The 21,314-nt window shown below is 35.7% G+C and carries 23 protein-coding genes and 2 other annotated features; of the genes, 11 read left to right on the top strand and 12 right to left on the bottom strand.

The window, feature by feature from the left end:
• The first annotated feature begins 93 nt into the window (after window positions 1-93).
• Window positions 94-1,830, top strand: coding sequence for an SgrR family transcriptional regulator (locus ACFQZ1_RS25955; protein WP_377885072.1), 1,737 nt, complete (start codon window positions 94-96; stop codon window positions 1,828-1,830).
• Window positions 1,831-1,836: 6 nt separating this feature from the next.
• Here ACFQZ1_RS25955 and ACFQZ1_RS25950 read toward each other — a convergent pair whose 3' ends face one another.
• Window positions 1,837-2,334, bottom strand: a complete 498-nt coding sequence (locus ACFQZ1_RS25950) for an Lrp/AsnC family transcriptional regulator (protein WP_377885071.1) — start codon at window positions 2,332-2,334, stop codon at window positions 1,837-1,839.
• A gap of 280 nt (window positions 2,335-2,614) precedes the next feature.
• Here ACFQZ1_RS25950 and ACFQZ1_RS25945 point away from each other — a divergent pair, with 280 nt between their 5' ends.
• Window positions 2,615-3,544, top strand: coding sequence for a DMT family transporter (locus ACFQZ1_RS25945; RefSeq protein WP_377885070.1), 930 nt, complete (start codon window positions 2,615-2,617; stop codon window positions 3,542-3,544).
• Between the two features lie 115 nt (window positions 3,545-3,659).
• Here the strand turns inward: ACFQZ1_RS25945 and ACFQZ1_RS25940 are convergent, their stop codons facing one another.
• Window positions 3,660-4,022: a MerR family transcriptional regulator gene (locus ACFQZ1_RS25940; RefSeq protein ID WP_377885069.1), complete on the bottom strand. Its 363-nt coding sequence runs from the start codon at window positions 4,020-4,022 to the stop codon at window positions 3,660-3,662.
• A gap of 112 nt (window positions 4,023-4,134) precedes the next feature.
• Here ACFQZ1_RS25940 and ACFQZ1_RS25935 point away from each other — a divergent pair, with 112 nt between their 5' ends.
• Window positions 4,135-4,896, top strand: coding sequence for an SDR family NAD(P)-dependent oxidoreductase (locus tag ACFQZ1_RS25935; RefSeq protein WP_377885067.1), 762 nt, complete (start codon window positions 4,135-4,137; stop codon window positions 4,894-4,896).
• A 262-nt stretch (window positions 4,897-5,158) separates the two neighbouring features.
• Here ACFQZ1_RS25935 and ACFQZ1_RS25930 read toward each other — a convergent pair whose 3' ends face one another.
• Both ACFQZ1_RS25930 and ACFQZ1_RS25925 read right to left on the bottom strand, forming a co-directional pair.
• The gene (locus ACFQZ1_RS25930) at window positions 5,159-5,812 is read right to left on the bottom strand and encodes an MBL fold metallo-hydrolase (protein WP_377885066.1); all 654 of its coding nucleotides are present in this window, start codon (window positions 5,810-5,812) and stop codon (window positions 5,159-5,161) included.
• 560 nt (window positions 5,813-6,372) lie between these two features.
• On the bottom strand, window positions 6,373-7,500 hold the full coding sequence (locus ACFQZ1_RS25925) for a cation:proton antiporter (protein ID WP_377885065.1): 1,128 nt from the start codon (window positions 7,498-7,500) through the stop codon (window positions 6,373-6,375).
• Window positions 7,501-7,815: 315 nt separating this feature from the next.
• Between ACFQZ1_RS25925 and bcaP the strand changes: the two genes are divergently transcribed.
• Window positions 7,816-9,219 (top strand): branched-chain amino acid transporter BcaP, encoded by a 1,404-nt coding sequence (bcaP, locus tag ACFQZ1_RS25920; RefSeq protein WP_377885063.1) that lies wholly within the window; start codon window positions 7,816-7,818, stop codon window positions 9,217-9,219.
• 90 nt (window positions 9,220-9,309) lie between these two features.
• Here bcaP and ACFQZ1_RS25915 read toward each other — a convergent pair whose 3' ends face one another.
• The 3 genes from ACFQZ1_RS25915 to ACFQZ1_RS25905 form a co-directional block, all read right to left on the bottom strand.
• The gene (locus tag ACFQZ1_RS25915) at window positions 9,310-9,513 is read right to left on the bottom strand and encodes a hypothetical protein (RefSeq protein ID WP_377885062.1); all 204 of its coding nucleotides are present in this window, start codon (window positions 9,511-9,513) and stop codon (window positions 9,310-9,312) included.
• 85 nt (window positions 9,514-9,598) lie between these two features.
• On the bottom strand, window positions 9,599-10,201 hold the full coding sequence (locus ACFQZ1_RS25910; protein WP_377885061.1) for a DedA family protein: 603 nt from the start codon (window positions 10,199-10,201) through the stop codon (window positions 9,599-9,601).
• Between the two features lie 11 nt (window positions 10,202-10,212).
• Complete coding sequence (locus tag ACFQZ1_RS25905) at window positions 10,213-10,491, bottom strand: YkvA family protein (protein WP_377885060.1); 279 nt, start codon at window positions 10,489-10,491, stop codon at window positions 10,213-10,215.
• A gap of 458 nt (window positions 10,492-10,949) precedes the next feature.
• On the opposite strand from ACFQZ1_RS25905, the gene ku reads away from it, so the two are divergent.
• Window positions 10,950-11,771, top strand: coding sequence for a non-homologous end joining protein Ku (gene ku, locus ACFQZ1_RS25900; protein ID WP_377885059.1), 822 nt, complete (start codon window positions 10,950-10,952; stop codon window positions 11,769-11,771).
• Between the two features lie 90 nt (window positions 11,772-11,861).
• Here the strand turns inward: ku and ACFQZ1_RS25895 are convergent, their stop codons facing one another.
• Window positions 11,862-12,641 carry a DUF2935 domain-containing protein gene (locus ACFQZ1_RS25895; protein ID WP_377885058.1) on the bottom strand — a complete coding sequence of 260 codons (780 nt, stop codon included), beginning with the start codon at window positions 12,639-12,641 and terminating at the stop codon, window positions 11,862-11,864.
• 94 nt (window positions 12,642-12,735) lie between these two features.
• Complete coding sequence (locus tag ACFQZ1_RS25890) at window positions 12,736-13,125, bottom strand: VOC family protein (RefSeq protein ID WP_377885057.1); 390 nt, start codon at window positions 13,123-13,125, stop codon at window positions 12,736-12,738.
• Between the two features lie 107 nt (window positions 13,126-13,232).
• On the opposite strand from ACFQZ1_RS25890, the gene ACFQZ1_RS25885 reads away from it, so the two are divergent.
• Genes ACFQZ1_RS25885 through cotJC form a run of 3 tightly spaced genes read left to right on the top strand, consistent with a single transcriptional unit; the run spans window position 13,233 to window position 14,302 of the window.
• The gene (locus tag ACFQZ1_RS25885; protein WP_098308201.1) at window positions 13,233-13,448 is read left to right on the top strand and encodes a spore coat associated protein CotJA; all 216 of its coding nucleotides are present in this window, start codon (window positions 13,233-13,235) and stop codon (window positions 13,446-13,448) included.
• 20 nt (window positions 13,449-13,468) lie between these two features.
• Window positions 13,469-13,720, top strand: coding sequence for a spore coat protein CotJB (locus tag ACFQZ1_RS25880; RefSeq protein WP_377885167.1), 252 nt, complete (start codon window positions 13,469-13,471; stop codon window positions 13,718-13,720).
• A 12-nt stretch (window positions 13,721-13,732) separates the two neighbouring features.
• On the top strand, window positions 13,733-14,302 hold the full coding sequence (cotJC, locus tag ACFQZ1_RS25875; RefSeq protein ID WP_377885056.1) for a spore coat protein CotJC: 570 nt from the start codon (window positions 13,733-13,735) through the stop codon (window positions 14,300-14,302).
• 272 nt (window positions 14,303-14,574) lie between these two features.
• Here the strand turns inward: cotJC and trpB are convergent, their stop codons facing one another.
• Window positions 14,575-15,771 carry a tryptophan synthase subunit beta gene (gene trpB, locus ACFQZ1_RS25870; RefSeq protein ID WP_377885055.1) on the bottom strand — a complete coding sequence of 399 codons (1,197 nt, stop codon included), beginning with the start codon at window positions 15,769-15,771 and terminating at the stop codon, window positions 14,575-14,577.
• 86 nt (window positions 15,772-15,857) lie between these two features.
• Window positions 15,858-16,122 (bottom strand) — a binding site (T-box leader).
• 262 nt (window positions 16,123-16,384) lie between these two features.
• Between trpB and ACFQZ1_RS25865 the strand changes: the two genes are divergently transcribed.
• From ACFQZ1_RS25865 to ACFQZ1_RS25855, 3 genes are all read left to right on the top strand, one after another.
• Window positions 16,385-16,975 carry a DUF2441 domain-containing protein gene (locus ACFQZ1_RS25865; protein WP_377885054.1) on the top strand — a complete coding sequence of 197 codons (591 nt, stop codon included), beginning with the start codon at window positions 16,385-16,387 and terminating at the stop codon, window positions 16,973-16,975.
• 184 nt (window positions 16,976-17,159) lie between these two features.
• Window positions 17,160-17,416, top strand: a binding site (T-box leader).
• 55 nt (window positions 17,417-17,471) lie between these two features.
• Window positions 17,472-18,830, top strand: coding sequence for an amino acid permease (locus ACFQZ1_RS25860; RefSeq protein ID WP_377885053.1), 1,359 nt, complete (start codon window positions 17,472-17,474; stop codon window positions 18,828-18,830).
• Window positions 18,831-19,045: 215 nt separating this feature from the next.
• On the top strand, window positions 19,046-19,174 hold the full coding sequence (locus ACFQZ1_RS25855) for a hypothetical protein (RefSeq protein ID WP_377885052.1): 129 nt from the start codon (window positions 19,046-19,048) through the stop codon (window positions 19,172-19,174).
• 16 nt (window positions 19,175-19,190) lie between these two features.
• On the opposite strand, the gene ACFQZ1_RS25850 is transcribed toward ACFQZ1_RS25855, so the two are convergent.
• The gene (locus ACFQZ1_RS25850; RefSeq protein ID WP_377885051.1) at window positions 19,191-20,180 is read right to left on the bottom strand and encodes an ABC transporter permease; all 990 of its coding nucleotides are present in this window, start codon (window positions 20,178-20,180) and stop codon (window positions 19,191-19,193) included.
• Between the two features lies 1 nt (window position 20,181).
• Window positions 20,182-21,078: an ABC transporter permease subunit gene (locus tag ACFQZ1_RS25845; RefSeq protein ID WP_377885050.1), complete on the bottom strand. Its 897-nt coding sequence runs from the start codon at window positions 21,076-21,078 to the stop codon at window positions 20,182-20,184.
• Window positions 21,079-21,314 lie beyond the last annotated feature (236 nt).

Raw genomic sequence — 21,314 nt, 5'->3', positions numbered from 1 at the left:
CCTTCTGTTTCTTCATTTTACTTTGAAAAAGTGGAAGAAAAAGGTTAAAATATTCTGAAGAGTTTCCCCTTTTAGAAAAAGGAGATGTATAACATGAAAATTATGGACCACTATATTCGGCTAAGACTTTCCTTTCCAAATGAACAACATATTCAAAATAGTCTCCAAGAATTGGCTGCCATTCTATTTTGCAGTACAAAAAATGTGAAGATTTTACTTAAAAAAATGAGTGAAGAAAAACTGATTGAATGGATACCAGGAAGAGGCCGTGGAAATAAAACGGAAATTCACTTTCTTCATACATTTGTAGAAGCGATTTTACCGCATGTTGAAGAACTTTTAAAAAATGAGAAGTTAAAAGAAGTATTTCTTTTACTAAAAGAACCGCTTCCTTTCTTACTTCGAGAAAAAGTAGAGAACCAATTAAATACTTATTTTGGATATACAACTTCAAACGATCTGTATGATGTGTTAAAAATTCCATATAAACGAAAATTACTGCCGATTGATCCGGCATTTGCGACCGTGACAACCGAATGTCACCTTATTAGTCAAATCGTTGACACATTGGTAAGATATAACGAGGAAACAGATTCATTCGAGTCGCATTTAGCACATACGTGGGAAATTAGCGAAGATCAATTGACGTGGACATTTTATTTACGAAAAGGGGTTCGTTTCCACCACGGCAAAACGTTATCGGGAAAAGATGTTATCTTCTCCTTTGAAAGGGTGCAAAACATTCACTCTCCTTTTGATTGGTTGACAGAGGAAATCGAAAAAATAGAAACCCCCTCTCCACTACAGGTTACCTTTCATTTACAAAAACCGAATCGCTTTTTTCTGCATTACGTAAGTTCCGTACAATTGGCTATTTTACCGCACGATGTAATTGTACAAAATCACAATTATATCGGTACAGGGCCTTTCAAAATCAAAAGTTTCACTGAAGATAATATTATTTTAGAAGCATTTCCCGATTATTTTAAAGAACGGGCACTGCTGGATCGAATTGAATTTTGGCTCGTTCCAGAACAGTCCAACATACAAACAAATTATGTATTACCGAATACGAGATGTGAAGAAGAAAAAGCGGTGGAAACAGAAGAAATCGGCTGTATATACGCAGCGTTTAATTTTCAAAAAGACGGTCCGCAGCATGATATTTACTTCCGAAAAGCATGGGCAGAAATAATGGACCCTACATCATTAATTCAAGACCTCGGCGGGAAACGTACGATGCCAGCTTATAGCTTCTTTCCTGATAAGAGCCGAACAATGTATAAAGAAACATCTTTATCTAAGGCAAAAGAATATTTACAACAAAGTACGTATAACGGAGAGATGATACACATTTACTTCTTTGCATTTAAAGATGGTGAACATGATGCTATATGGTTACAAAAACGTTGCGAACCACTTGGCATACGTTTACAGCTGCACCCATTTCCAATCACCGATTACTTTAACGAAGATATTACAAAACAAGCTGATATCATTTTAACAGGAGAAGTTCTCGATGCAGATCTTGAGATGGCCTTTTTACATATATTCAAAAATAAAAGCTGTTTTGTTCATCGATTTAGACATCCACATCTTCAAAAACAAATTGATAAACTGCTAGATCAATTTGTAGCAGAACCAAGTAAAAAAGAACGGTACAACTTAATATATGAAATAGAAAAAATTCTTAGTGATCAATACCTTCTTGTCTTTTACTATCATGTCTTAAAAAGAAGAAGTTTCCCTTCCTCTTTGCAAAATGTCACCATTGATTCTTTCGGATGGACAGACTTTGCAAAACTGTGGATTCGTCCCCATACACAATAGGCGGAGCTAAACAGCTCCGCCATCTTTTTCGCTCTGCAGAGGCAATACAGTAGAATACTTAATTTCTCGCAGTGCTAAACTCGTTTGAATTCTCGTAATACCGAGCATATTTAATTTACGAATAAAACGTTCCAGCTCGCTTCGATCTCGGTGTACAACTTTTAAAATATAATCATACTCCCCCGTTAAGCAATGACATTCCAATACTTCTGGCATTTCGTGCATAGCCTTCTCTAACACTTCTAGCTTCTCCGCTTGATGAATATTTGTACTCACAAAAATAAAGCATAATAAACCAAATCCAAGTTTCTCTTGATTTAAAATCGCTACTTGCCGATTAATGAATCCTTCGCTTTCTAATCGTTTCACCCGTGCATGTGTAGCTGGCGGTGAAAGATTAACGCGGCGTGCAACTTCAGCGTTACTCAGCTGTCCTTCTTGTTGCAGCACATCTAAAATTTGTATATCTAAATCATCTAACCCCTTACGAAATACATGTTCCATTTCCAATCTCCTTTTTTACAACAAACGATTCTTCACCAAAACATATAACAACTGTACTTAAAATGAATAAAATTCTGCAAAATAACACAACAACTTTACATTATTTCGAATTTTATTAATTATACAAAATAACATATATGACAAACAAGAAAAATGCTACAATTTACATAGTTTAAAGTATATACATCATACCACCGTGCACAGTGGTTATCTTTCATCAAACGGGCAATGCGCAAGCCTTGTTGATCAAGATTATTTCTTGTAAAAGGAGCTCATTCATATGCCTTATGTTATTTTATTACTCATCACAAGCTTATTGTGGGGCGGAAATTTCGTAGTAGGAAAGTCTCTTGTCGGGCACGCTTCCCCTATGACACTTACTACTCTTCGGTGGATTATTGCAGTCATTTGTCTGTTCCCAATTGTATGGTTAAAAGAAAAGAAACTTTTTCCACCGAAAGATGCAATTCTCCCTTTATTTCTTATGGGGGTTACTGGCGTTGTTTTCTTTAACATTTTTCAGTTTTGGGCGTTAGAACATACATCAGCAACAAATGTTGGTCTTATTTCTACATTAAATACGATTTCTATCGCTGTTTGTTCAGCTCTATTTTTAAAAGAAAAAATTAATGTATTTCAAATTACATCTATGATTGTCTCACTTTTTGGCGTTACTCTTGTTCTTTCAAAAGGGAAAATAGATACACTACTTTCCTTACATTTTAATATAGGTGATTTGTGGATGATGGCCGCGGTATGCGTATGGGGAATCTATTCAGTTTGCAGCAGATGGGCAACGAAAAAGACGACACCAATGATGTCCACCTTATATTCTGGTATCTTTGGTATCATCATACTAGCTCCCTTTAACATCTCTCATTTTACTATTTCAAATATGGACGCTTCATTCTTAGGATCCATTATGTATACAGGCGTTATCTCAACTGTGTTATGTATGGTTTTTTGGAATATCGGTGTTCAAAAATTAGGTGCGACTACTTCAGGTATTTTTTTAAATTTCAATCCTATTTTCACTGCTATTTTAGCGTTTCTATTATTAGGTGAACAAATGACGTGGATGCAAGTTGCAGGAAGTGTGATTGTTATTGCAGGGTGTTATTTATTCTCACACTTTAAATCTAAAACAGTTCCTAAACAAAAATATACAACTCCGCAGCATACAAGTACTAACGTTGCACGTAGTAGCTAAAATATTGAATATATCAAAGAAATCCCGCCGCTTCTCTTTAAAGAATGAAGCAACGGGATTTCTAATTATATAGAGCGCAATACACTTAATTTATTTTCTCTTATAGAACCTGCATCTAATCTTGTTTACTGATGAAATCTTTGTAAGCGGAAATTTTATACTCAAGCATCTCATCCGCAGCTTTTAACGTTCTGATTTGTTCCTTAATAGAGTGTTTGTGTTCTTCTAAAAGGTTCAATCGCTCTGTTGTGGTATGGTCTCCTTCTAAAACTAATGAAGCATACTTCTTTAGTTTCGCGATGGGCATTTGTGTTTCTTTTAACTTGATAACAAATTGCAGCCATTTCATATGCGAGTCGTTATATCGTCTGTCTCCACTGGCATCACGAACGGGAATTATAATTTTTTCCTTTTCGTAATACCGCAATGTATGCGTGCTTATCCCTAACATTTTAGCCACTTCACCAATAGTGTGCATAAAAACCCCCCACATTAATTTCCTCTTGACTTAGAGTTCACTCTAATCAGTATAATCAGCTCATAGTTCTTTCACAATAAAATTAAATGAATAAAATTCAGGAGGAATTTATATGAAATATACAGTTATTACAGGTGCAAGTTCAGGAATCGGGTATGAAACGGCTCTTGCTTTTGCGGCTCGTGGAAAAAACTTAATCCTAGCAGCACGCAGAACAGAGGAATTAGAAAAATTAAAATCAAAAGTGGCTGATATTAACGCAGATCTGGATGTTGTCATTCGAACTGTTGATCTATCTGTTACTGCAAATGTTTATGAATTCTACGAAAGTCTTCAGGATTATCAGATTGAGACTTGGATCAACAATGCTGGGTTTGGAAACTTTGCTTCCGTTGGGGAACAGAATTTAAATAAAATTGAGAAGATGCTTCACTTGAATATTGAAGCCTTAACTGTTCTATCCTCTCTTTATGTACGTGACTATGCAAATATTGAAGGAACGCAACTCATCAATATTTCTTCTGGAGGAGGATACGTGATTGTTGCCGATGCTGTGACCTATTGTGCGACAAAGTTCTATGTAAGTGCCTTTACAGAAGGTCTAGCACAAGAATTGAAAGAAAAAGGAGCAGCCATGCAAGCAAAAGTATTGGCTCCTGCTGCAACTGAAACTGAATTTGCTAAACGTTCTTTGGATGCGGATGAGTTTACTTATAAAGGAGCCGTTCCAAAATTTCATACTGCAAAAGAAATGGCCGGATTTATGTTAGATCTTTACGATAGCGAGAAGGTACTTGGAATTGTCGATGGAGAAACGTATGAATTCGAATTAAGAAATCCAATTTATCCGTATGTGACGCGGACAAGAAAATAGTTTTTAAAAATCACCGATTTCCGGTATGTTAAGGTGTAGCTTTAAAAGAAAGTTTGATTAATTTGATGGTAATAACCTTAATAAAAGAGAAAATATAAAGAGCATGTTATTGAAAAAAGATTGTTCAAAGCATGCTCTTATTTAATGTAATTAGGAATTTTCTTTATAAAAATAGAGCTACCTAAAAGGAACAACTACTCTTCAACCTTCACACTGTTTAATAACAACGCCTCAATAAATGATAATTTATTATTAATATCCTCTATAATTTTTGGATCTGCTCATTAATATTTACCTTACTTAATCCTCCGTGGTAACAAACCACGGATTCAATATCTAGGTCTAAATATTTCTTCAAAGACTGTCGAGCAACCTTTATATCCAAAGTGGTTGGAACATGAATCCCCTCCAGCGTTCCGTTTACACTATACATCGAATCCCCAGCAACAAGCGTTTTACTTTGCTTCAAATATAAACTGATATGGCCAGGAGTATGCCCTGGAGTATGGATAATAAGAATCCCTCCACAATACGGCAGTTCTTGACCGTCAATCAAGGTATCATCCACTTTTCCCTTCGGTGGATTCTCTATGTGTCCATCTTTCAAAAGAGGCAAATCCCCCTGGATATAAGGCTTATCTAGTTCGTGAGCATAAACTTTAATATTACTTCCACAATTCTGCAATATTTCAGGAAGACTGCCTATATGATCTATATCCTGATGCGTCAAAATCACGACTTTTAGTTTATCAAACGACACGCCTACCTTATCCATTGCTACGTGTAAATCTTCAATTTGTCCAGGGAATCCAGTGTCTATTAAAACAGCCATTTCCTGATCCCATAAAAGGATTGGATGAATAATATTCCCATGAAATTCAAGGTGCAGCATCTCTACTCCGTTAGAAATTTCCATAACTTTAGTCTCCTTTATAATTAGATTTTATTGCTGCCAAAGAACGAGTTTAATTACACAAGAAGATTGGAAAAATAAAGTGAAACTTCCGTCAGTGGGGGTTTTCTTCATCCCCCACTGACGGTTAGTTGAACCAATCGGGCTTTTACGGGCAGTTATCCCCCACCTATCTTCCTTACTTCTCTCTGAATCTTGAGGTGGGGGTCTTACTGCCCGTTAATGCGGGATAAAGCTAATCTTGTACTTAAAGTACTATTTTTACTTAGTTCATTAATTATGCATTATTGTACTAACCATCTTCATTATTTGAACAGCTTAAAGATTCAATTTATTTTTAATAAACCCTTTTTCTATTCAAAAAAATCGCCTGACTGCTGAACAAGAAAAATCCTGTATTAAAATACAGGATTTTTGATCAATCTTTTTTTAAATTATCAAACCTTCTTATAAACGATCAGGCTTTTTTATAAATGACCGAACTTTAATTCAAATCCACATAAGAAGTCGGTGATTCTTATTACGGGTAATGACAAGGGTGCTGTCATTACCCCTATACACTCTCACACAAAATACTTCTTCAACAAAGGCGGCGTAATAATCGTCGTCAAAATAACAACAATCACAATCGACGTAAAATTCTCTTTCGCTAACAGGTTTGCAGTCAATCCATTTGAAGCAATAATGAGTGCCACTTCTCCCCTTGATACCATTCCCGCTCCAATACTAATCGAGGATCGTAAATCAAATCCCGTTAATCTTGCTCCGAGTCCTGAACCGACTAATTTTGTTACTATAGCAATAATGGTCATTATGACAATGAACCATATTTGGTTTCCTAATCCTTGAAAGGTAATTTCCATTCCGATACTAACGAAAAAGATGGGAACGAAAATCGCATACGCAATTGGTTCAATTTTATGTTCTACTTCATGCTTATATGAAGTTTGTGAAATTGCGATTCCGGCAGCGAATGCCCCAATAATTCCGGCAATCCCCATGATTTCACTGTAATAAGCAAATGAAAAACAAATAATGAGCGCTGCACTAATTAACGACTCTGAAACACGAAGCGGTGACAATATCCTCATAATAAAAGGGACACCTTTCCAGCTAATTAGAAAAATCGTAACAAAAAAGATGATTTTCTTCGCGATTACGAGCGTTACACTCACATCTTGTGAACCGAGAAAACTCATCACAAATGCTAACAATATAACAACGATCACATCATCAAATACAGCAGCTCCTAAAATCGTTGTGCTTTCTCTCGTATTCATTTTTCCAAGATCTCGCAATGTTTGAACGGAAATACTAACAGACGTAGCGCAAAGAAGTAGTCCTAAAAAAATCGCCTGTGCCTGTACCATTCCAAATAAAAGGCCCGCAACATATCCTCCAATAAACGGAAAGATAATTCCACCGATTGCTACAGCAAAGGATGATGTAAGATTGCGGTTTAATTCCTCTAAATCTGTTTCAAGCCCTGCCATAAACATAAGAAGCAATACACCAATTGCACTTAATTCATCAATAAGCTCAGAACTATTAATAATGCCAAACATAGCTGGGCCAATAACAATTCCAATAATTAATTTTCCTAATACAGCTGGTTGTCCAAGCCGAACACTAATATCACCAGCAAGTTTGGTGCAAAGTAAAATAACGACAAGTTCAAAATAAAATAGCATAGCTATCTTCTCCTATATAAAAATGCATTAATTTCTTACAATAGTGTTTGCTTAAACGTGTCGTTTTATTTGTTACACTTTTTATTGACGAAATATTCTGAATTATGATAAATTTACTAATGAAATTACATATTTATCCTAAAAATAACGTACAACTGCACCATTCTCCATTTTATTTATACATAATACTATTTCTACTCTCTACTTAGTGCTTTAAGGGGCTACGTTCAAACTTAGCGGTTGTATCTATTTATCCCGTACTAACGGGCAGTAAGACCCCACTGATGATTAACCTTATAGGGAGGAGATTCAAATTTGAAAACACTTTTACGAAAGAAACCCCTTACGACCGAAGCACCACGGCAACTCAATCGAACATTAAGTGCCCTTGATTTAACCTTTTTAGGAATTGGAGCTGTTATTGGAACAGGTATTTTCGTTTTAACCGGTATTGTTGCTGCAAAGCACGCTGGTCCTGGTATTATGCTATCCTTTCTACTCGCTGCCTTTACATGTGCATGCGTCGCTTTTTGCTATGCTGAGTTTTCATCTTCTATCCCAATTTCAGGAAGTGTTTATACATATGCTTATATGACGGTTGGGGAAATTGTTGCTTTCATCATCGGCTGGTGTTTAATGCTTGAATATTTGCTCGCAGTTGCTGCCGTTTCCGTCGGCTGGTCTGGTTACTTACAATCTCTACTGCTCGGATTTGGAATAAAACTCCCGGCTATAATCGCCTCTGCCCCTGGGATAGGAAAAGGAGGCATCATTGATTTACCAGCTGTCCTCATTATACTTTTTATTACAGCATTATTAAGTAGAGGGATACGTGAAAGTGCCCGCATAAATAACATCATGGTATTAATCAAATTGGCTGTTATCATCGCTTTTATTGTTGCTGGCGCAAAATATGTAAAACCAGCAAACTGGACACCATTTCTGCCATTTGGTTATGACGGGATTATTGCAGGAGCTGCAACTGTATTCTTTGCCTTCTTAGGCTTTGACGCTATCGCAACTGCTGCCGAAGAAACAAAGAAACCGCAGCGCGACTTACCAATTGGAATTATCGGTTCTCTTCTTATTTGTACCGCACTATATATAATTGTTTCCGTTGTATTAACAGGTATGGTGCCTTATACACAATTAGACGTGCCAGATCCAGTTGCTTATGCCTTAAGGTTTGTCGGTGAAGACACGACCGCTAGTTTGCTGGCAGTAGGAGCAATGACCGGAATGACAACTGTTATTCTCGTCGTTATGTATGGACAAGTACGTGTCTCATATGCGATGAGCCGCGATGGATTATTGCCAAAAGCGTTATCTCGCGTAAATGAAAAATTCAAAATCCCTTTAGTAAACACATGGATTATGGGGATCGCTGCTGCTGCACTTGCTGGTTTATTAGATCTACATATACTTGCAAATCTTGTAAGCATCGGCACATTAACAGCATTCACGTTCGTTTGCATTGCGGTACTTATTTTACGAAAAACACATCCAAACTTACCGAGAGCATTCCGTGTTCCATTCGTTCCTATTTTACCAATCGTTGCAATTTGCTGTTGTCTATACTTAATGTTTAACCTTTCAAAAGAAACATGGATTGGCTTTGGTATATGGTTAACAATCGGTTTATGCGTATACTTTTTCTATTCGAAACGAAACAGTAATCTACTTATTGCCAAAACGGATGATGAAAAAAAAGAAGCGTAAAAAAGAAAGCTCGCTACTTCTAGCGAGCTTTCTTTTATGTTCCAATAACTGTTCAATTTACGTAATCAATCACCGGTTAGAAGGTGCACTTTATTTTTGTTCTTCCTTCCTCTTTTTCCAAGTTTCAATACTTTCAAAGAAAAAGTTAATAAACAACGCTCCTAGTCCCGCTAATATAAAAGTGATTAAAAAAAGAACCCACAGGCTTTTCTCTTGCAAATATTTATATCCGACTAGGAGCACAACAATAATCCATATATATTCAAGAATTCTTTTTATCGTTTTTTTCGACATCTAATCCGCTCCTTATAAACAATATCTATTCTATTTTAACATACCTCTTCTTTTTTAAAGAACGGTCATGTCTAGAGTCCCCATATCAATATTCTGTTCTACTTTTCTTCTTAACCATTTTGGAAATAACCATTCCAATCATAAAAACAAAAACAACACCTAATATAGGCAACATATACTGATCCACCATAGCGCCAGCCTTCTGCCAATGCGGCCCAAGCTTCATTCCAGCATAAATATAAAGGGTGGTTACCGGTACCATCGCCACAAATGTGTAGATTGTAAACTGCACAATATTCATTTTCGCCATTCCGCATGGAATCGAAATAAGTGTGCGTACACCTGGAACAAATCGTCCTGTAAATGCTACCACGTGGCCATATTTTGCAAAGAAATCATCCGCTTTTTGTATTTGTTCTTCTTTAATGAAAAAATACTTTCCATATTTGAGTAATAGCGGACGGCCTCCGTAATATCCTAGGGCATACAATGTTAATGGTCCTGTTGTTCCTCCAATTGTTCCCGCTAAAACCGCAATCCAAAAAGTCATATCACCTTCATATACCCAATATCCAACGAGCGGTAATACAATCTCAGCAGGAACAAATTCAAACGTTAAAGCAAAAATAACGCCAAAATAAGAGAATTGCTTTAAGTAATGAATAAAATCTAAAATAAGCTGCTCCATCTACCTTTCTCCTATTCTGCTAATCCATATTTATCCTGCAAATGAACAGGTGCCATCTTGACAATGCGCTGCATAATAAACAGAATCACCGCTACATCATCCAGCACACCAAAAAACAATAAAAAGTCTGGAATGATATCGAATGGAAACATAACATATCCACATAAAAATAAGATAGAAAGTACCTTTTTCTTAAATTCCACATCCTTTGATGTAAAGAATTCATATAAAAACGGAATGAATTTACGAACTTGGAAGATTAGACGTATTCTTTTCCACAACTTTCTCATATTCCTTCTCCTCTCTCGGTCTCCTATTACAGCATACAAAAAGGACCTTTACCAAAATGGTAAAGGTCCTAAAAAGACAATAAGGGGCCTCTACCACGTCTGGTAAAGGTCTCACTAACAACATAGTGTTGCTAATAAAGCCGAGGGTTTCTCCCTGTAATGACGACTTTATTATTAAAGTTACTCCCCTTTATACACGTAATTTTATAAGGTCATCTTAAAAGGTTTAATAGAAAATGTCAATGCTTTCTATCACTGCATTAGTTGAAACTTTGATGAATGAAATGCTTATTATCTATTCATGCGTTATTACTTAGTTTTCAAACTGCAAAAAGAAAAAGATAGCGAATCATACTGTCTACTGAAGCGCCTATGTATAAGAAACCTCCATCGCTAGCATAATATGTATATTCATTTTCCTTACATAACAATAATCCTATATAAAGGAGGATACTCTTGTGCATACAATTTGGAAAGGCTCTCTCTCACTTGGGTTATTAAAGATCGGGATTAAATTGTATAGTGCAGTAGAAGAAAAAGATGTTAAGTTACTACACCTGCACAAAGATTGTCTCACCCCTATTAAATATAAAAAGATTGCTCCCGATTGTTCAGATGAAGAAGTAGAAGAAGCAGAAATTGTGAAAGCTTACGAATACGAACCTCATAAATATATTATTTTAGAAGAACAAGAATTAAATGATTTGAAAAAAGAACATGAATTACGAGCAATCAGCATTCTTTCATTTGTTCAAAAGGATGAGGTAGATTCTATTTTTTTCGATCGTTCTTATTTTATTGGTCCTACTCCAGGTTCAGAAAAGGCATATTTATTATTAAAAGAAGCTCTTGAACGAACAAATAAATTAGGGCTTGTCCATATTTCCCTTCGTCAAAAACAACATTTAGCAATCATCCGTAATTTTCATCAAGGATTAATGCTGCAAACGATTCACTACTCGGATGAAATAAGAAAAGTAGAAAATATTCCAAATCTACCGAAACATGAAGAAACACCTTTGCAAAAACAAGAGCTCGTTGCTGCAATGAATCTCATTCACCACCTGACAACTCCCTTTACACCGGAAGAATATACAGATGAATATAGAGAAGCCCTCCTTGACCTCATTGAAGAAAAAATAGAACATGACGAAAAAACCGAAACAATTTTCCAATCTAAAAATATTGTAGATATCATGGCAACATTAAACGCTAGTATTGAACAAACAAAACAACGATCTAAACAAAAGAGCAAGCCCAACAAACGAAAAGCAAAATAAAGTGAAACTTCCATCAGTGGGGAACTTTATTTTACACTGATGGAAATTTCACTATCCAGAAGTAGCGGAATAAATCAGCTTTTCGTACTTCTAAAAAGGAGTACACTTAGGAATCTCTATCCCTGAAGATTGTGCAAGTTTTAACAGGTAATAACACTCTTCCCTTGCCATATGATCTGCCATTCTCGCCGAAAACGAACTTAACACTTGTTCCGATAACTCTAGTTCTTCTAATTCATGAAGAAAACGTGAAAATAAGGTAATCTCTAACGAGACATCTTTTGTAAATTTCTTTAAGGCTGGAAAAGATGTTAATTCTGACCGTAAATAACCAGTCATTTCAACTGCTTTTATATAAAATTGTTCAAAATGCTTTTCGTACGCTTGGCTTTTTTCTTTTAAACGCTTCTCAACAAGATCTAGTTCGCCAGAAATGGCCCCTGCATGACCAGCTGCATCTATTAACCATACGAGATGATAATGTAATTCGTGAAAAAGAGGAGGCACTTTACCCTCCATCAAGTTTTTAAGTACTGTTATGTATTCTTCTACTTCATTAACCATATGATTAAGAAATGTAGGGGGTAGATGAATGACGATTTTCCCTTCCAATTGTTTACGAATAATATGCAATTTAAAATTCCTGATTTCATTTGCAGCTTCATTCGCTTCTTTTGCGAATGCAATCAGGTTGGCAGTCTGAAGTTTCGTTGACAACTCACCAAATTTTTGCTCAAAATACATTGCCTTTTGAATTTCTTCCTTTTCCTTTGGGGCTAAACCATCTACCAAAAAGTGCGCGTGATCTCCTAAAACTCTTAACCAAAATTTATGCTCAAATAAGGCACTTTCTTCATAAGCTCGATCCACCACATTCTCCTCCTCGCAGCAAACATTCTCTATTATATATATTCATCAAGCTTTTTCGTATGTGTACCCGAGACAGAAAAAGCCCTAGAAGATGTTAAGCTAAATTTTCACTCTTCAATTGTGCTTCCAGCTGAATCATATGTTGATCTGGATCATAAACAGAGAGCACTTTTTTTCCCTCTACATAATCTTCCATTTCTGAATACATTACATGGTAGTAATCTAACTTTTTAAGTAGATTTTCCACCTCACACAATTGCATATTCACTTCTATTTTTGGAAAAATTCCTTCTTCATTCACCGCTTGTTTTCTTTTATTTACAATACAACAAATTCGCACAGATCCAACATCATACCATACCCCTGGCAAGTCTAATTGAGGACGCTGTCTACTAGGCTCAAAACCTAATATCCCCTCATAAAAATATAATGTTTTCTTCAAATCTCTTACCTCTAATAAAACAGAATGTACAACCTTGTCCACAATCCAGCCCCCTTTCTCACCTATTAGTTGTTGTATATGAGTCATAAATAGTAATTATGTTCGAATACAATACATAATATCAGTGTTCCGCAAAGGGGGTGTATGCATTGGATAAATCTGTGAAATCGTATGTACCATTTCATGGCCCTAATGACCCATGTCCACCAATCGGAAAAAAATACTACTTTACTCCACCACATTTATATATGGGATTCCAACCACCAAATTTACCGCAATTCCCGCCCAATGAAGCATTAAAAAAAGGGACTTTGTGGCCTGCTTTATATGATTACTATGAAAATCCATATAAGAAAGGACGGTGAGAAAAATCGTGGCTCAACAAATGCCAGATGAATTTTATAAGTGGATGGAAGAACTGCAGGAACTCGATTTTGTATTAGTAGAGCTCACTTTGTATTTAGATACCCATCCTGATGATGTTGCATCAATTAAACAATTTAATGACTTTTCCTATAAACGTAGATTACAAAAACAAAAAATAGAAGAAAAATATGGTCCTCTTCAACAATATGGAAATAGTTATTCAAATGCACCTTGGGAATGGAATAAAGGGCCATGGCCTTGGCAAATGTAAAGGAGCAAACATATGTGGATATATGAAAAAAAATTACAATACCCTGTGAAAGTAAGTACTTGTAATCCAAAACTTGCGAAATTTTTAATTGAACAATACGGCGGTGCCGATGGTGAATTAGCTGCCGCATTACGCTACTTAAATCAACGCTACACAATTCCAGACAAAGTTGTCGGTTTATTAACGGATATTGGAACAGAAGAATTTGCACACCTCGAAATGATTGCGACAATGGTGTATAAATTGACCAAGGATGCCACACCTGATCAAATGAAAGAGGCCGGACTTGATGCTCATTATGCTGACCATGATAGCGCCATTTTCTATCACAATGCTGCAGGCGCTCCTTTTACAGCAACATACATACAAGCAAAAGGTGACCCTATTGCAGATTTATACGAAGATATTGCTGCGGAAGAAAAAGCGAGGGCAACCTATCAATGGCTAATTAATATGTCTGACGATCCTGATATAAATGATGGATTACGTTTTCTACGAGAACGTGAGATTGTTCACTCCCTACGCTTTCGAGAAGCAGTCGAAATTTTAAAAGAAGAACGAGATCGACAAATTTATTTTTAAAATGTAACTATGCACATACTATTTATAGTCTGTGCATTCTTTATCCCGCATTAACGAGCAGTAAGCCCCCCCACCTCTAGATTCAGAGAAAAGCAAAGAAAATAGTTTGGGGATAACTGCTGGCACGCGCCCGATTGGTGAGAGCTTTCCATCAGTGGGGATAAGGCTCCCCCACTGATGGAAGTTTCACTTTACCTTAAAATCTTTTATACTATATGTGCTTTGTTATTTTACGAAAGTATTTCGTTGTACCAGAACGAGATACTTTCTTTTTATTTTTCATTTTTATTTGCTAATTCAAAAACTTGGTGAACGTCTTTATCGCCACGACCAGATAAGTTTACAATAATCGTTTGCTCTTTCGATAAAGTAGATGCAAGTTTCATCGCGTACGCTACGGCATGTGAACTTTCAAGTGCAGGAATAATTCCCTCTACTTTTGATAACGCATGAAATGCTGCTAATGCCTCATCATCTGTAATAGATACATATTCTGCACGGCCCGTATCTTTATAATAACTATGTTCAGGACCAACTCCTTGATAGTCTAAACCAGCTGCAATGGAATGCGCCTCAGCAATGTCACCATTCTCATCTTTCATCATATAACATTTAAAGCCATGAATAACTCCCGGCTCTCCCGCTGTTAACGGCGCAGCATGCAGACCTGTTTCAATTCCTTTTCCTCCTGGTTCAACACCAACCATTTTTACTTCTACATCATTATAAAATGGTGCAAATAAACCGATGGCATTACTGCCGCCGCCTACACATGCAACGATATAATCCGGAAGACGATCTTCTTTTTCAAGATGTTGTTGTTTCGCCTCGTATCCAATTACAGATTGAAAATGACGAACAATCGTTGGATACGGATGCGGACCTAATGCAGAACCTAACAAATAAAATGTATTTTCATAATGAGTTGCATAATCTACTAAAGCAGCATCCACAGCTTCTTTTAACGTGCGTCCTCCTTCTTGCACAGCAACCACTTTAGCGCCCAGTAATTCCATGCGAAATACATTTAATGCTTGACGCTCTGTATCTAAACCACCCATATAAACCGTACAATCTATGCCAAACATCGCGCATGCTGTAGCTGTGGCAACTCCATGTTGCCCAGCTCCTGTTTCAGCAATAACTCGCTTCGCTCCCATACGCTTTGCCAATAATATTTGTCCAATTACGTTATTAATTTTATGTGCACCTGTATGATTTAAATCTTCACGCTTTAAATAAATTTTGGCACCACCTAACTGCTCACTTAAGCGCTTCGCATAATATAACGGATTTGGACGCCCTACATACTCCTTTAAATAGTATTGAAATTCCGTTATAAATTCTGGGTCATCTTTGTACATCTCAAATGCCTCTTCTAAATGCTGTAATGCTTTCTGTAATGGTTCTGGTACAAAGCTTCCTCCATATTCTCCAAAGAAGCCCTCTTTTGCTTGTAATAATTCCATCTTTTTATCCTTCCTTTCAAAGTAAAAACGATGAGAATTTGAGCAATTTTGAGCAATAAAAAAGCCCTCTACATACCTATTGGTATGTAGAGGGCGATATATTACGATACCGTGGTGCCACCTCTATTGATCTTCTATCCTACTAGAATAAAAGAATCCACTTTTATTGGATACGGAATGTCACATTCGATATCCTCATCCTTGTAACGGCGGAACCCGGGTCGCATACTCCAACTGTTTCAACGTACCTCTCGTAAGTCCATTCCCTATGATCTGTCGTACTGGTTCACACCATTCCCAGCTCTCTGCAACGCCTCAATTATAGGTACTCCTCTTACTCATCGATTTTTACTATTTAGATTTGATTTTGATTATATATAGCTTGTAATGCATTGTCAATTAAAACCGAATGACAAGAATCTACATTATTTCAAAATAATAATAGTTCTCGCAATTCGAATACAGCTGGTAAGATAATTTATTTTTTATAAAATTGTTTTCTTAAAGATTGTTGGTTTTAACAAATGTTTTATAACAATAGTATAATTGAAATAAATGGTAATCAATATAGCATCAAACCATTTGCGACTACTCATGAAATAGGAGGCAGATTATGAAAGAGAACGAATTGTATGCTTATCATATTGTTACTAGAAAAAAAATGAGTCTTGGGCAGATAATCAACTTTGACAAGAGCCAAAACAATACCTTATATCGTTTCTTCTTTGAGAGAGAACAATTGAATTCAAAAGGCGAAGACTTTATTCAAATCTTTCAAGGTCATTATACAAATGAAGGCTTGAACTTGAATAAAGAAGATTCCGAAGTAGCTATTAAGTATATAGACCAAACAATCAGAGCTATTAGAGAAGTGATAGTAGAAATGGTTAGACTGCAAGAATATCCTGAATATCCTTCAAGATTGTCTTGCTTATACGCTGCGAAAAGCTATGAAGACGCATTGAAATGGAAAGAGTTATTTGACTCTTACAATCGTAAAGTTTTGCAGATTGTTAAACTACGAGTTATTGGGAATTCTTTTGAGGGAGATGGAAACCTTTTACCAAAGGAAGATGGAAGTCCTTTCTCTCAAAAAATTGAACAAGCTAGAGAATATTGGATGGGTAATGTAAAAACCGAGCTTCCTGAGCTATTGATTAACGGAAAAATTGAAGTGATAGAAATTATTAATGATTTCTCATAAGCCAGTAAATTATCTTGAAGACAATTTAAAATATACAAGTCCTAAATCCTTCTTACAATGTGAGAGTTCCTTTATTTACCTTTAATTTTGAAGTATATAAAATTTCATAAAATTCTTGACATCTAAATTTTCTTTCTATATATTAATCCATAACATTAACAAAACATCTTATAAGACAGATAGAATAAACACAATGATTAGGAGTAGTAGAAGGATTCTCATGATGCACAGAGAGCTGTGGGGTGGTGGAACACAGTCACATGAAACTTCGAACTCGCCTAGGAGTGGAAAGGCTGAACAAAGTAGGATATGTTAGGCTTTTACGGTTGATTTACGTTATAAAATTTAGCATGAATAATGTGCAAAAAGCTGGATTTCCCTGTATGTGAGGAAGTCAATAAGAGTGGTACCGCGGTAGGTTCTAGGCCCATCGTCTCTTCAAAGAGATGATGGGCCTTTTTATATATTTACAACATAGAGAGGAAGGGAAAATCATATGACAAATAAACAAGAAAGTTTAACACGTACAATAACAGCGCGCCATATTATGATGATGGCCCTAGGCGGGACTATAGGAGCTGGCCTGTTTAAAGGAAGTAGTACAGCTATCGATATGGCAGGACCATCGGTAATTATTGCCTATTTATTTGGAGGAATAATCTTAATGTTTGTCATGAAAGGCATGGCTCACATGGCATTAGAAAATCGACAAGCTAGAACATTTCGAGATTTAATTCAACCCGTTCTAGGTAAATATGCAGGATATTTTTTAGATTGGATTTATTGGAAAATGTGGGTACTAAATATAGCTGCAGAATCATTAGTAGCAGCTACATTCCTTCAATATTGGTTTCCAAATATACAAATTTGGATTTTAGCTTTCATCGTTTCTATCGCTGTTACTATAGTAAATTTATTTTCAGTGAAACTATTCGCAGAAACAGAATATTGGCTTGCCTTATTAAAAATTACTGTCATTGTATTATTTATCATATTTGGTTTTATCGTACTATTCGTTCCATTTCAAACTCATACTGCAATAGGATTTTCTAATCTATCATCACACGGTGGATTTTTTCCAAACGGTATGCATGGATTAATTTCAGCTATGCTAGTCGTAATATATTCATATGGTGGTGCCGAAATGATAGGTGTCACTTTAGCGGAAACCAAAAATCCAGAAAAAGCTATACCAAAGGCTGTAAGAGGAACACTAATTCGAATTATTTCTTTTTACATTTTACCTTTCTTTATCATAGTCAGTTTGATTCCATGGAATCAAGTAAATGGGGTTCCAGAGAGTCCGTTTGTAATGGTATTTAAAGCTATAGGAATTCCATATGCGGATCACATTATGAATGCAATTATCCTATTAGCAATTATCTCTTCCATGAATGCTGGATTATACGCATCTTCACGCATCGTATATACACAAGCACAAGATGGACAACTTCCAAAAATATTTACAAAGTTGTCTCGAAAAAAAGTCCCTGTTTATGCAATCCTAGCTTGTACATCTTCTTTATATGTAGGGGTGCTTGTCTCTTTATTCGCCGGAAGCAAAACGTTTAACTATTTAATGGGGTCTCTTGCGTATACAGTATTATGCATTTGGATTATTATTACGCTAGCGTATTTGAAAATTCGTGTGCAACAATGGAAACAAAATACCTATTCAGCTCGCTATTTTCCTTATACAACATTCGTATCTCTTTTGATTTTAATTTCCATATTAGTAAGTGTAGTTGCTACTACTTCTATAATGGTAACAATTATTACATTTGGTATTTATTTATTGATTACCTTGATTTATTTCAAAGCTTCTTCTCGTTTCGCCATGAAACAAGCTGCTTAATGGAGTGGATGTTCCCCGTCAAGGAGCAAAATTCTATTTCATGTTCAAATTAGAATTTTAGCCGAGCGAATAGAAACTGAGAAAAAAGACATTTAGAAGGAGACTCATGCACCTGGAAACAGAACATATATTCCGTTTTGATCATATTGGTTATCAACAATTTGTTCAAATTTCAAATGACTTCTGTGGTATCGAATTCAGAGGTGGTTGTTCTTGTGCAGGTACGTATGATCCTTTCATATAAATTCACGAAAACAGAAACGAATAGCGAGAAAACATGCAAAAGCAGCTGGATTCATCCAGCTGCTTTTTTTTCACTTTCTACAAATGGCCTTCCTCATTAACAGCACAGTACTGCATTCACATCGTATGCTTAAACGCGAACAATTCTTCTGTTGCTATAGGTTGTTTCTCTTCTCTCTTCTCCTGTTTTGTACTCTCTCCTAGCTTTGCCTTCATTGCTGCATCCTGTATACATTTTACGATTATATTTCCTGAAAAAATGGTTAGTCCAAAACACGTGATAGGTACAAGTGGAATCCACGGATGAACTGTTAAAGACCGAAAATAGAATCCAATTAACCCCGACCATTCATGAGTATATGAATCCACTCCCTCATAAAAAATAACAGTTCCTCCAAAGAATAACCCTAATATACCGAGATGTAGCAAAATAATAAGTGTTTGCACAAATTGCTGCATAAATACAATCACAAAAGTCGAATACAAATGTGGAAAAGCATGTTTCATGATAATATGTCGTTTACTGCCCCCTAGAATTCTAGCAGCATCAATAAATTCTTCTGTTAATAACTTACGAATTTCATTGGCAATGTATAAAGAAATTGTTGGAACCGCCAGCGCGGTTAATAAAATAATTTCAAATGAAGCTCGTTCAAAAAAGGTAGAAGTTGCTTCACCATTGTTAAATGGAAGCGCATAACGTAGTAAAAAATCCGCAATCATAATCATTGGAATGATTGCAAAACTATCAAAAAAAGCTTCTAATTTTGTAAATCCCCGCTTTACGTATGTTCCAAGAAAAACACCGAAACAGATGCCAAATGCTATACGTAATAACGCAATAAGTACAGATACACCGATTGTCCACTTCGCACCTTCAATGACTAAATGTAATAAATCAAATCCTTCGCGATTTGTTCCAAGCCAAAATTGAAATGAAGGCGGAAATGGAGGTACTTCAGGTGTTCCGTCTTTACTAAACTGAATGGAAACTCTTCGAATATGCCCATCATTAAAAAGCGTGTTTCCAACGCTTAATATAACGAATATAACAATAAATGACACACTCATCCAAAACCGTTTATCACGCTTCATATATTGCCACATCTTATAGCCTCTCTTTCATTGCATTTGGAACGAAATAATGAAACAGCTTAAAAATAATAAAAATAGGTATGTAAAGAAGCAATAAACTCATTGTAAAAACAGGAATACCGGCTGCAAAATTAACATTTGTGGCTTCCCTTACAAATACAAACATGCCATACGTATTAAACATCCATTCAATAATGTACAAATTTGATAGCATAAACCAAATATTTGTTTTTGCAAAAAAGAGCGTGCTTAATAATACATTACGTAATACATGATGATTTAAAATATGGAGCTTATCTAATCCTTTTGCCTTTGCAAACAGTACATAATCTTTTTCAAGTTCTGTTTCAAAACGCAGTAATAATAGTTTTACAAACATAATTGTTGTCGGTACACTTAAACAAATGATTGGTAATCCTCGAATAGATTGCTCTCCAATCCCCGAAATACTTACAGCTAAAATACCTGTTTGCTTAAAAATCCAAATGACAAAAATTTGCGAGCCAATGATGAAAAGAATATCCGGAATAGATTCAAGAAAGAGTAAAAATGATTTGATTTTTTCTTGAACACTCGTACTGCTGCGTAAAATAATATAAACAATTAGAAAAGCAATCAAAAGTGAAATGAAAAAAGAAGCTAAAAAGATAATCATCGTTTCTTTATAATGGACAAATAATTGGGGAAATAGCGGTCTTGGCTGCGGATCTTTACTAATTGGTAAGTACGTCATCGAGGACATATGTAATAAATTATTACACACCATTTTTACCGTCTCTATATATTTATGAAAATCTATTTTTAATCCTTGAAATAAACCAGGCAACGCTCCTAAGCAAATAATTCCGATAACCGATAAGGCGAACTGCACAATCACTTCCGAACTATGTAGAAAAACCTTCTTTACCATACCTCTTCTCCCATCCGTTTTCTTCCATTTTATATACAGTTTTTGTAATTGTAAATATTTTCTGGAAATTAATATTTTAAAGTCATCGGCTCTCAAATATCTAAATAACTACTTTTGGGACAGATTTTTTATAAAAAATAGATCGAAAATTCATAAATTGTAAATAACCTGTAATATTCTTTCTTATAACAAAGAATTATAATTAATTGATGTAAGCGTTGCACTAGCTTCAATTA

The sequence above is a fragment of the Bacillus sp. CGMCC 1.60114 genome, assembly GCF_042676365.1.
GTDB lineage: Bacteria > Bacillota > Bacilli > Bacillales > Bacillaceae_G > Bacillus_A > Bacillus_A rhizoplanae_A.
Note: the sequence above shows the minus strand (reverse complement) of the source record. Positions and strands in the feature narration are given on the sequence as shown.

What these genes read in the sequence shown, in the direction of transcription:
- ACFQZ1_RS25955 (WP_377885072.1), top strand. Translation starts at nt 94, where the DNA reads ATGAAAATTATGGACCACTATATTCGGCTAAGACTTTCCTTTCCAAAT.
- ACFQZ1_RS25950 (WP_377885071.1), bottom strand. Translation starts at nt 2,334, where the DNA reads ATGGAACATGTATTTCGTAAGGGGTTAGATGATTTAGATATACAAATT.
- ACFQZ1_RS25945 (WP_377885070.1), top strand. Translation starts at nt 2,615, where the DNA reads ATGCCTTATGTTATTTTATTACTCATCACAAGCTTATTGTGGGGCGGA.
- ACFQZ1_RS25940 (WP_377885069.1), bottom strand. Translation starts at nt 4,022, where the DNA reads ATGCACACTATTGGTGAAGTGGCTAAAATGTTAGGGATAAGCACGCAT.
- ACFQZ1_RS25935 (WP_377885067.1), top strand. Translation starts at nt 4,135, where the DNA reads ATGAAATATACAGTTATTACAGGTGCAAGTTCAGGAATCGGGTATGAA.
- ACFQZ1_RS25930 (WP_377885066.1), bottom strand. Translation starts at nt 5,812, where the DNA reads ATGGAAATTTCTAACGGAGTAGAGATGCTGCACCTTGAATTTCATGGG.
- ACFQZ1_RS25925 (WP_377885065.1), bottom strand. Translation starts at nt 7,500, where the DNA reads ATGCTATTTTATTTTGAACTTGTCGTTATTTTACTTTGCACCAAACTT.
- ACFQZ1_RS25915 (WP_377885062.1), bottom strand. Translation starts at nt 9,513, where the DNA reads ATGTCGAAAAAAACGATAAAAAGAATTCTTGAATATATATGGATTATT.
- ACFQZ1_RS25910 (WP_377885061.1), bottom strand. Translation starts at nt 10,201, where the DNA reads ATGGAGCAGCTTATTTTAGATTTTATTCATTACTTAAAGCAATTCTCT.
- ACFQZ1_RS25905 (WP_377885060.1), bottom strand. Translation starts at nt 10,491, where the DNA reads ATGAGAAAGTTGTGGAAAAGAATACGTCTAATCTTCCAAGTTCGTAAA.
- ACFQZ1_RS25880 (WP_377885167.1), top strand. Translation starts at nt 13,469, where the DNA reads ATGCCAGATGAATTTTATAAGTGGATGGAAGAACTGCAGGAACTCGAT.
- cotJC (WP_377885056.1), top strand. Translation starts at nt 13,733, where the DNA reads ATGTGGATATATGAAAAAAAATTACAATACCCTGTGAAAGTAAGTACT.
- trpB (WP_377885055.1), bottom strand. Translation starts at nt 15,771, where the DNA reads ATGGAATTATTACAAGCAAAAGAGGGCTTCTTTGGAGAATATGGAGGA.
- ACFQZ1_RS25865 (WP_377885054.1), top strand. Translation starts at nt 16,385, where the DNA reads ATGAAAGAGAACGAATTGTATGCTTATCATATTGTTACTAGAAAAAAA.
- ACFQZ1_RS25860 (WP_377885053.1), top strand. Translation starts at nt 17,472, where the DNA reads ATGACAAATAAACAAGAAAGTTTAACACGTACAATAACAGCGCGCCAT.
- ACFQZ1_RS25850 (WP_377885051.1), bottom strand. Translation starts at nt 20,180, where the DNA reads ATGTGGCAATATATGAAGCGTGATAAACGGTTTTGGATGAGTGTGTCA.
- ACFQZ1_RS25845 (WP_377885050.1), bottom strand. Translation starts at nt 21,078, where the DNA reads ATGGTAAAGAAGGTTTTTCTACATAGTTCGGAAGTGATTGTGCAGTTC.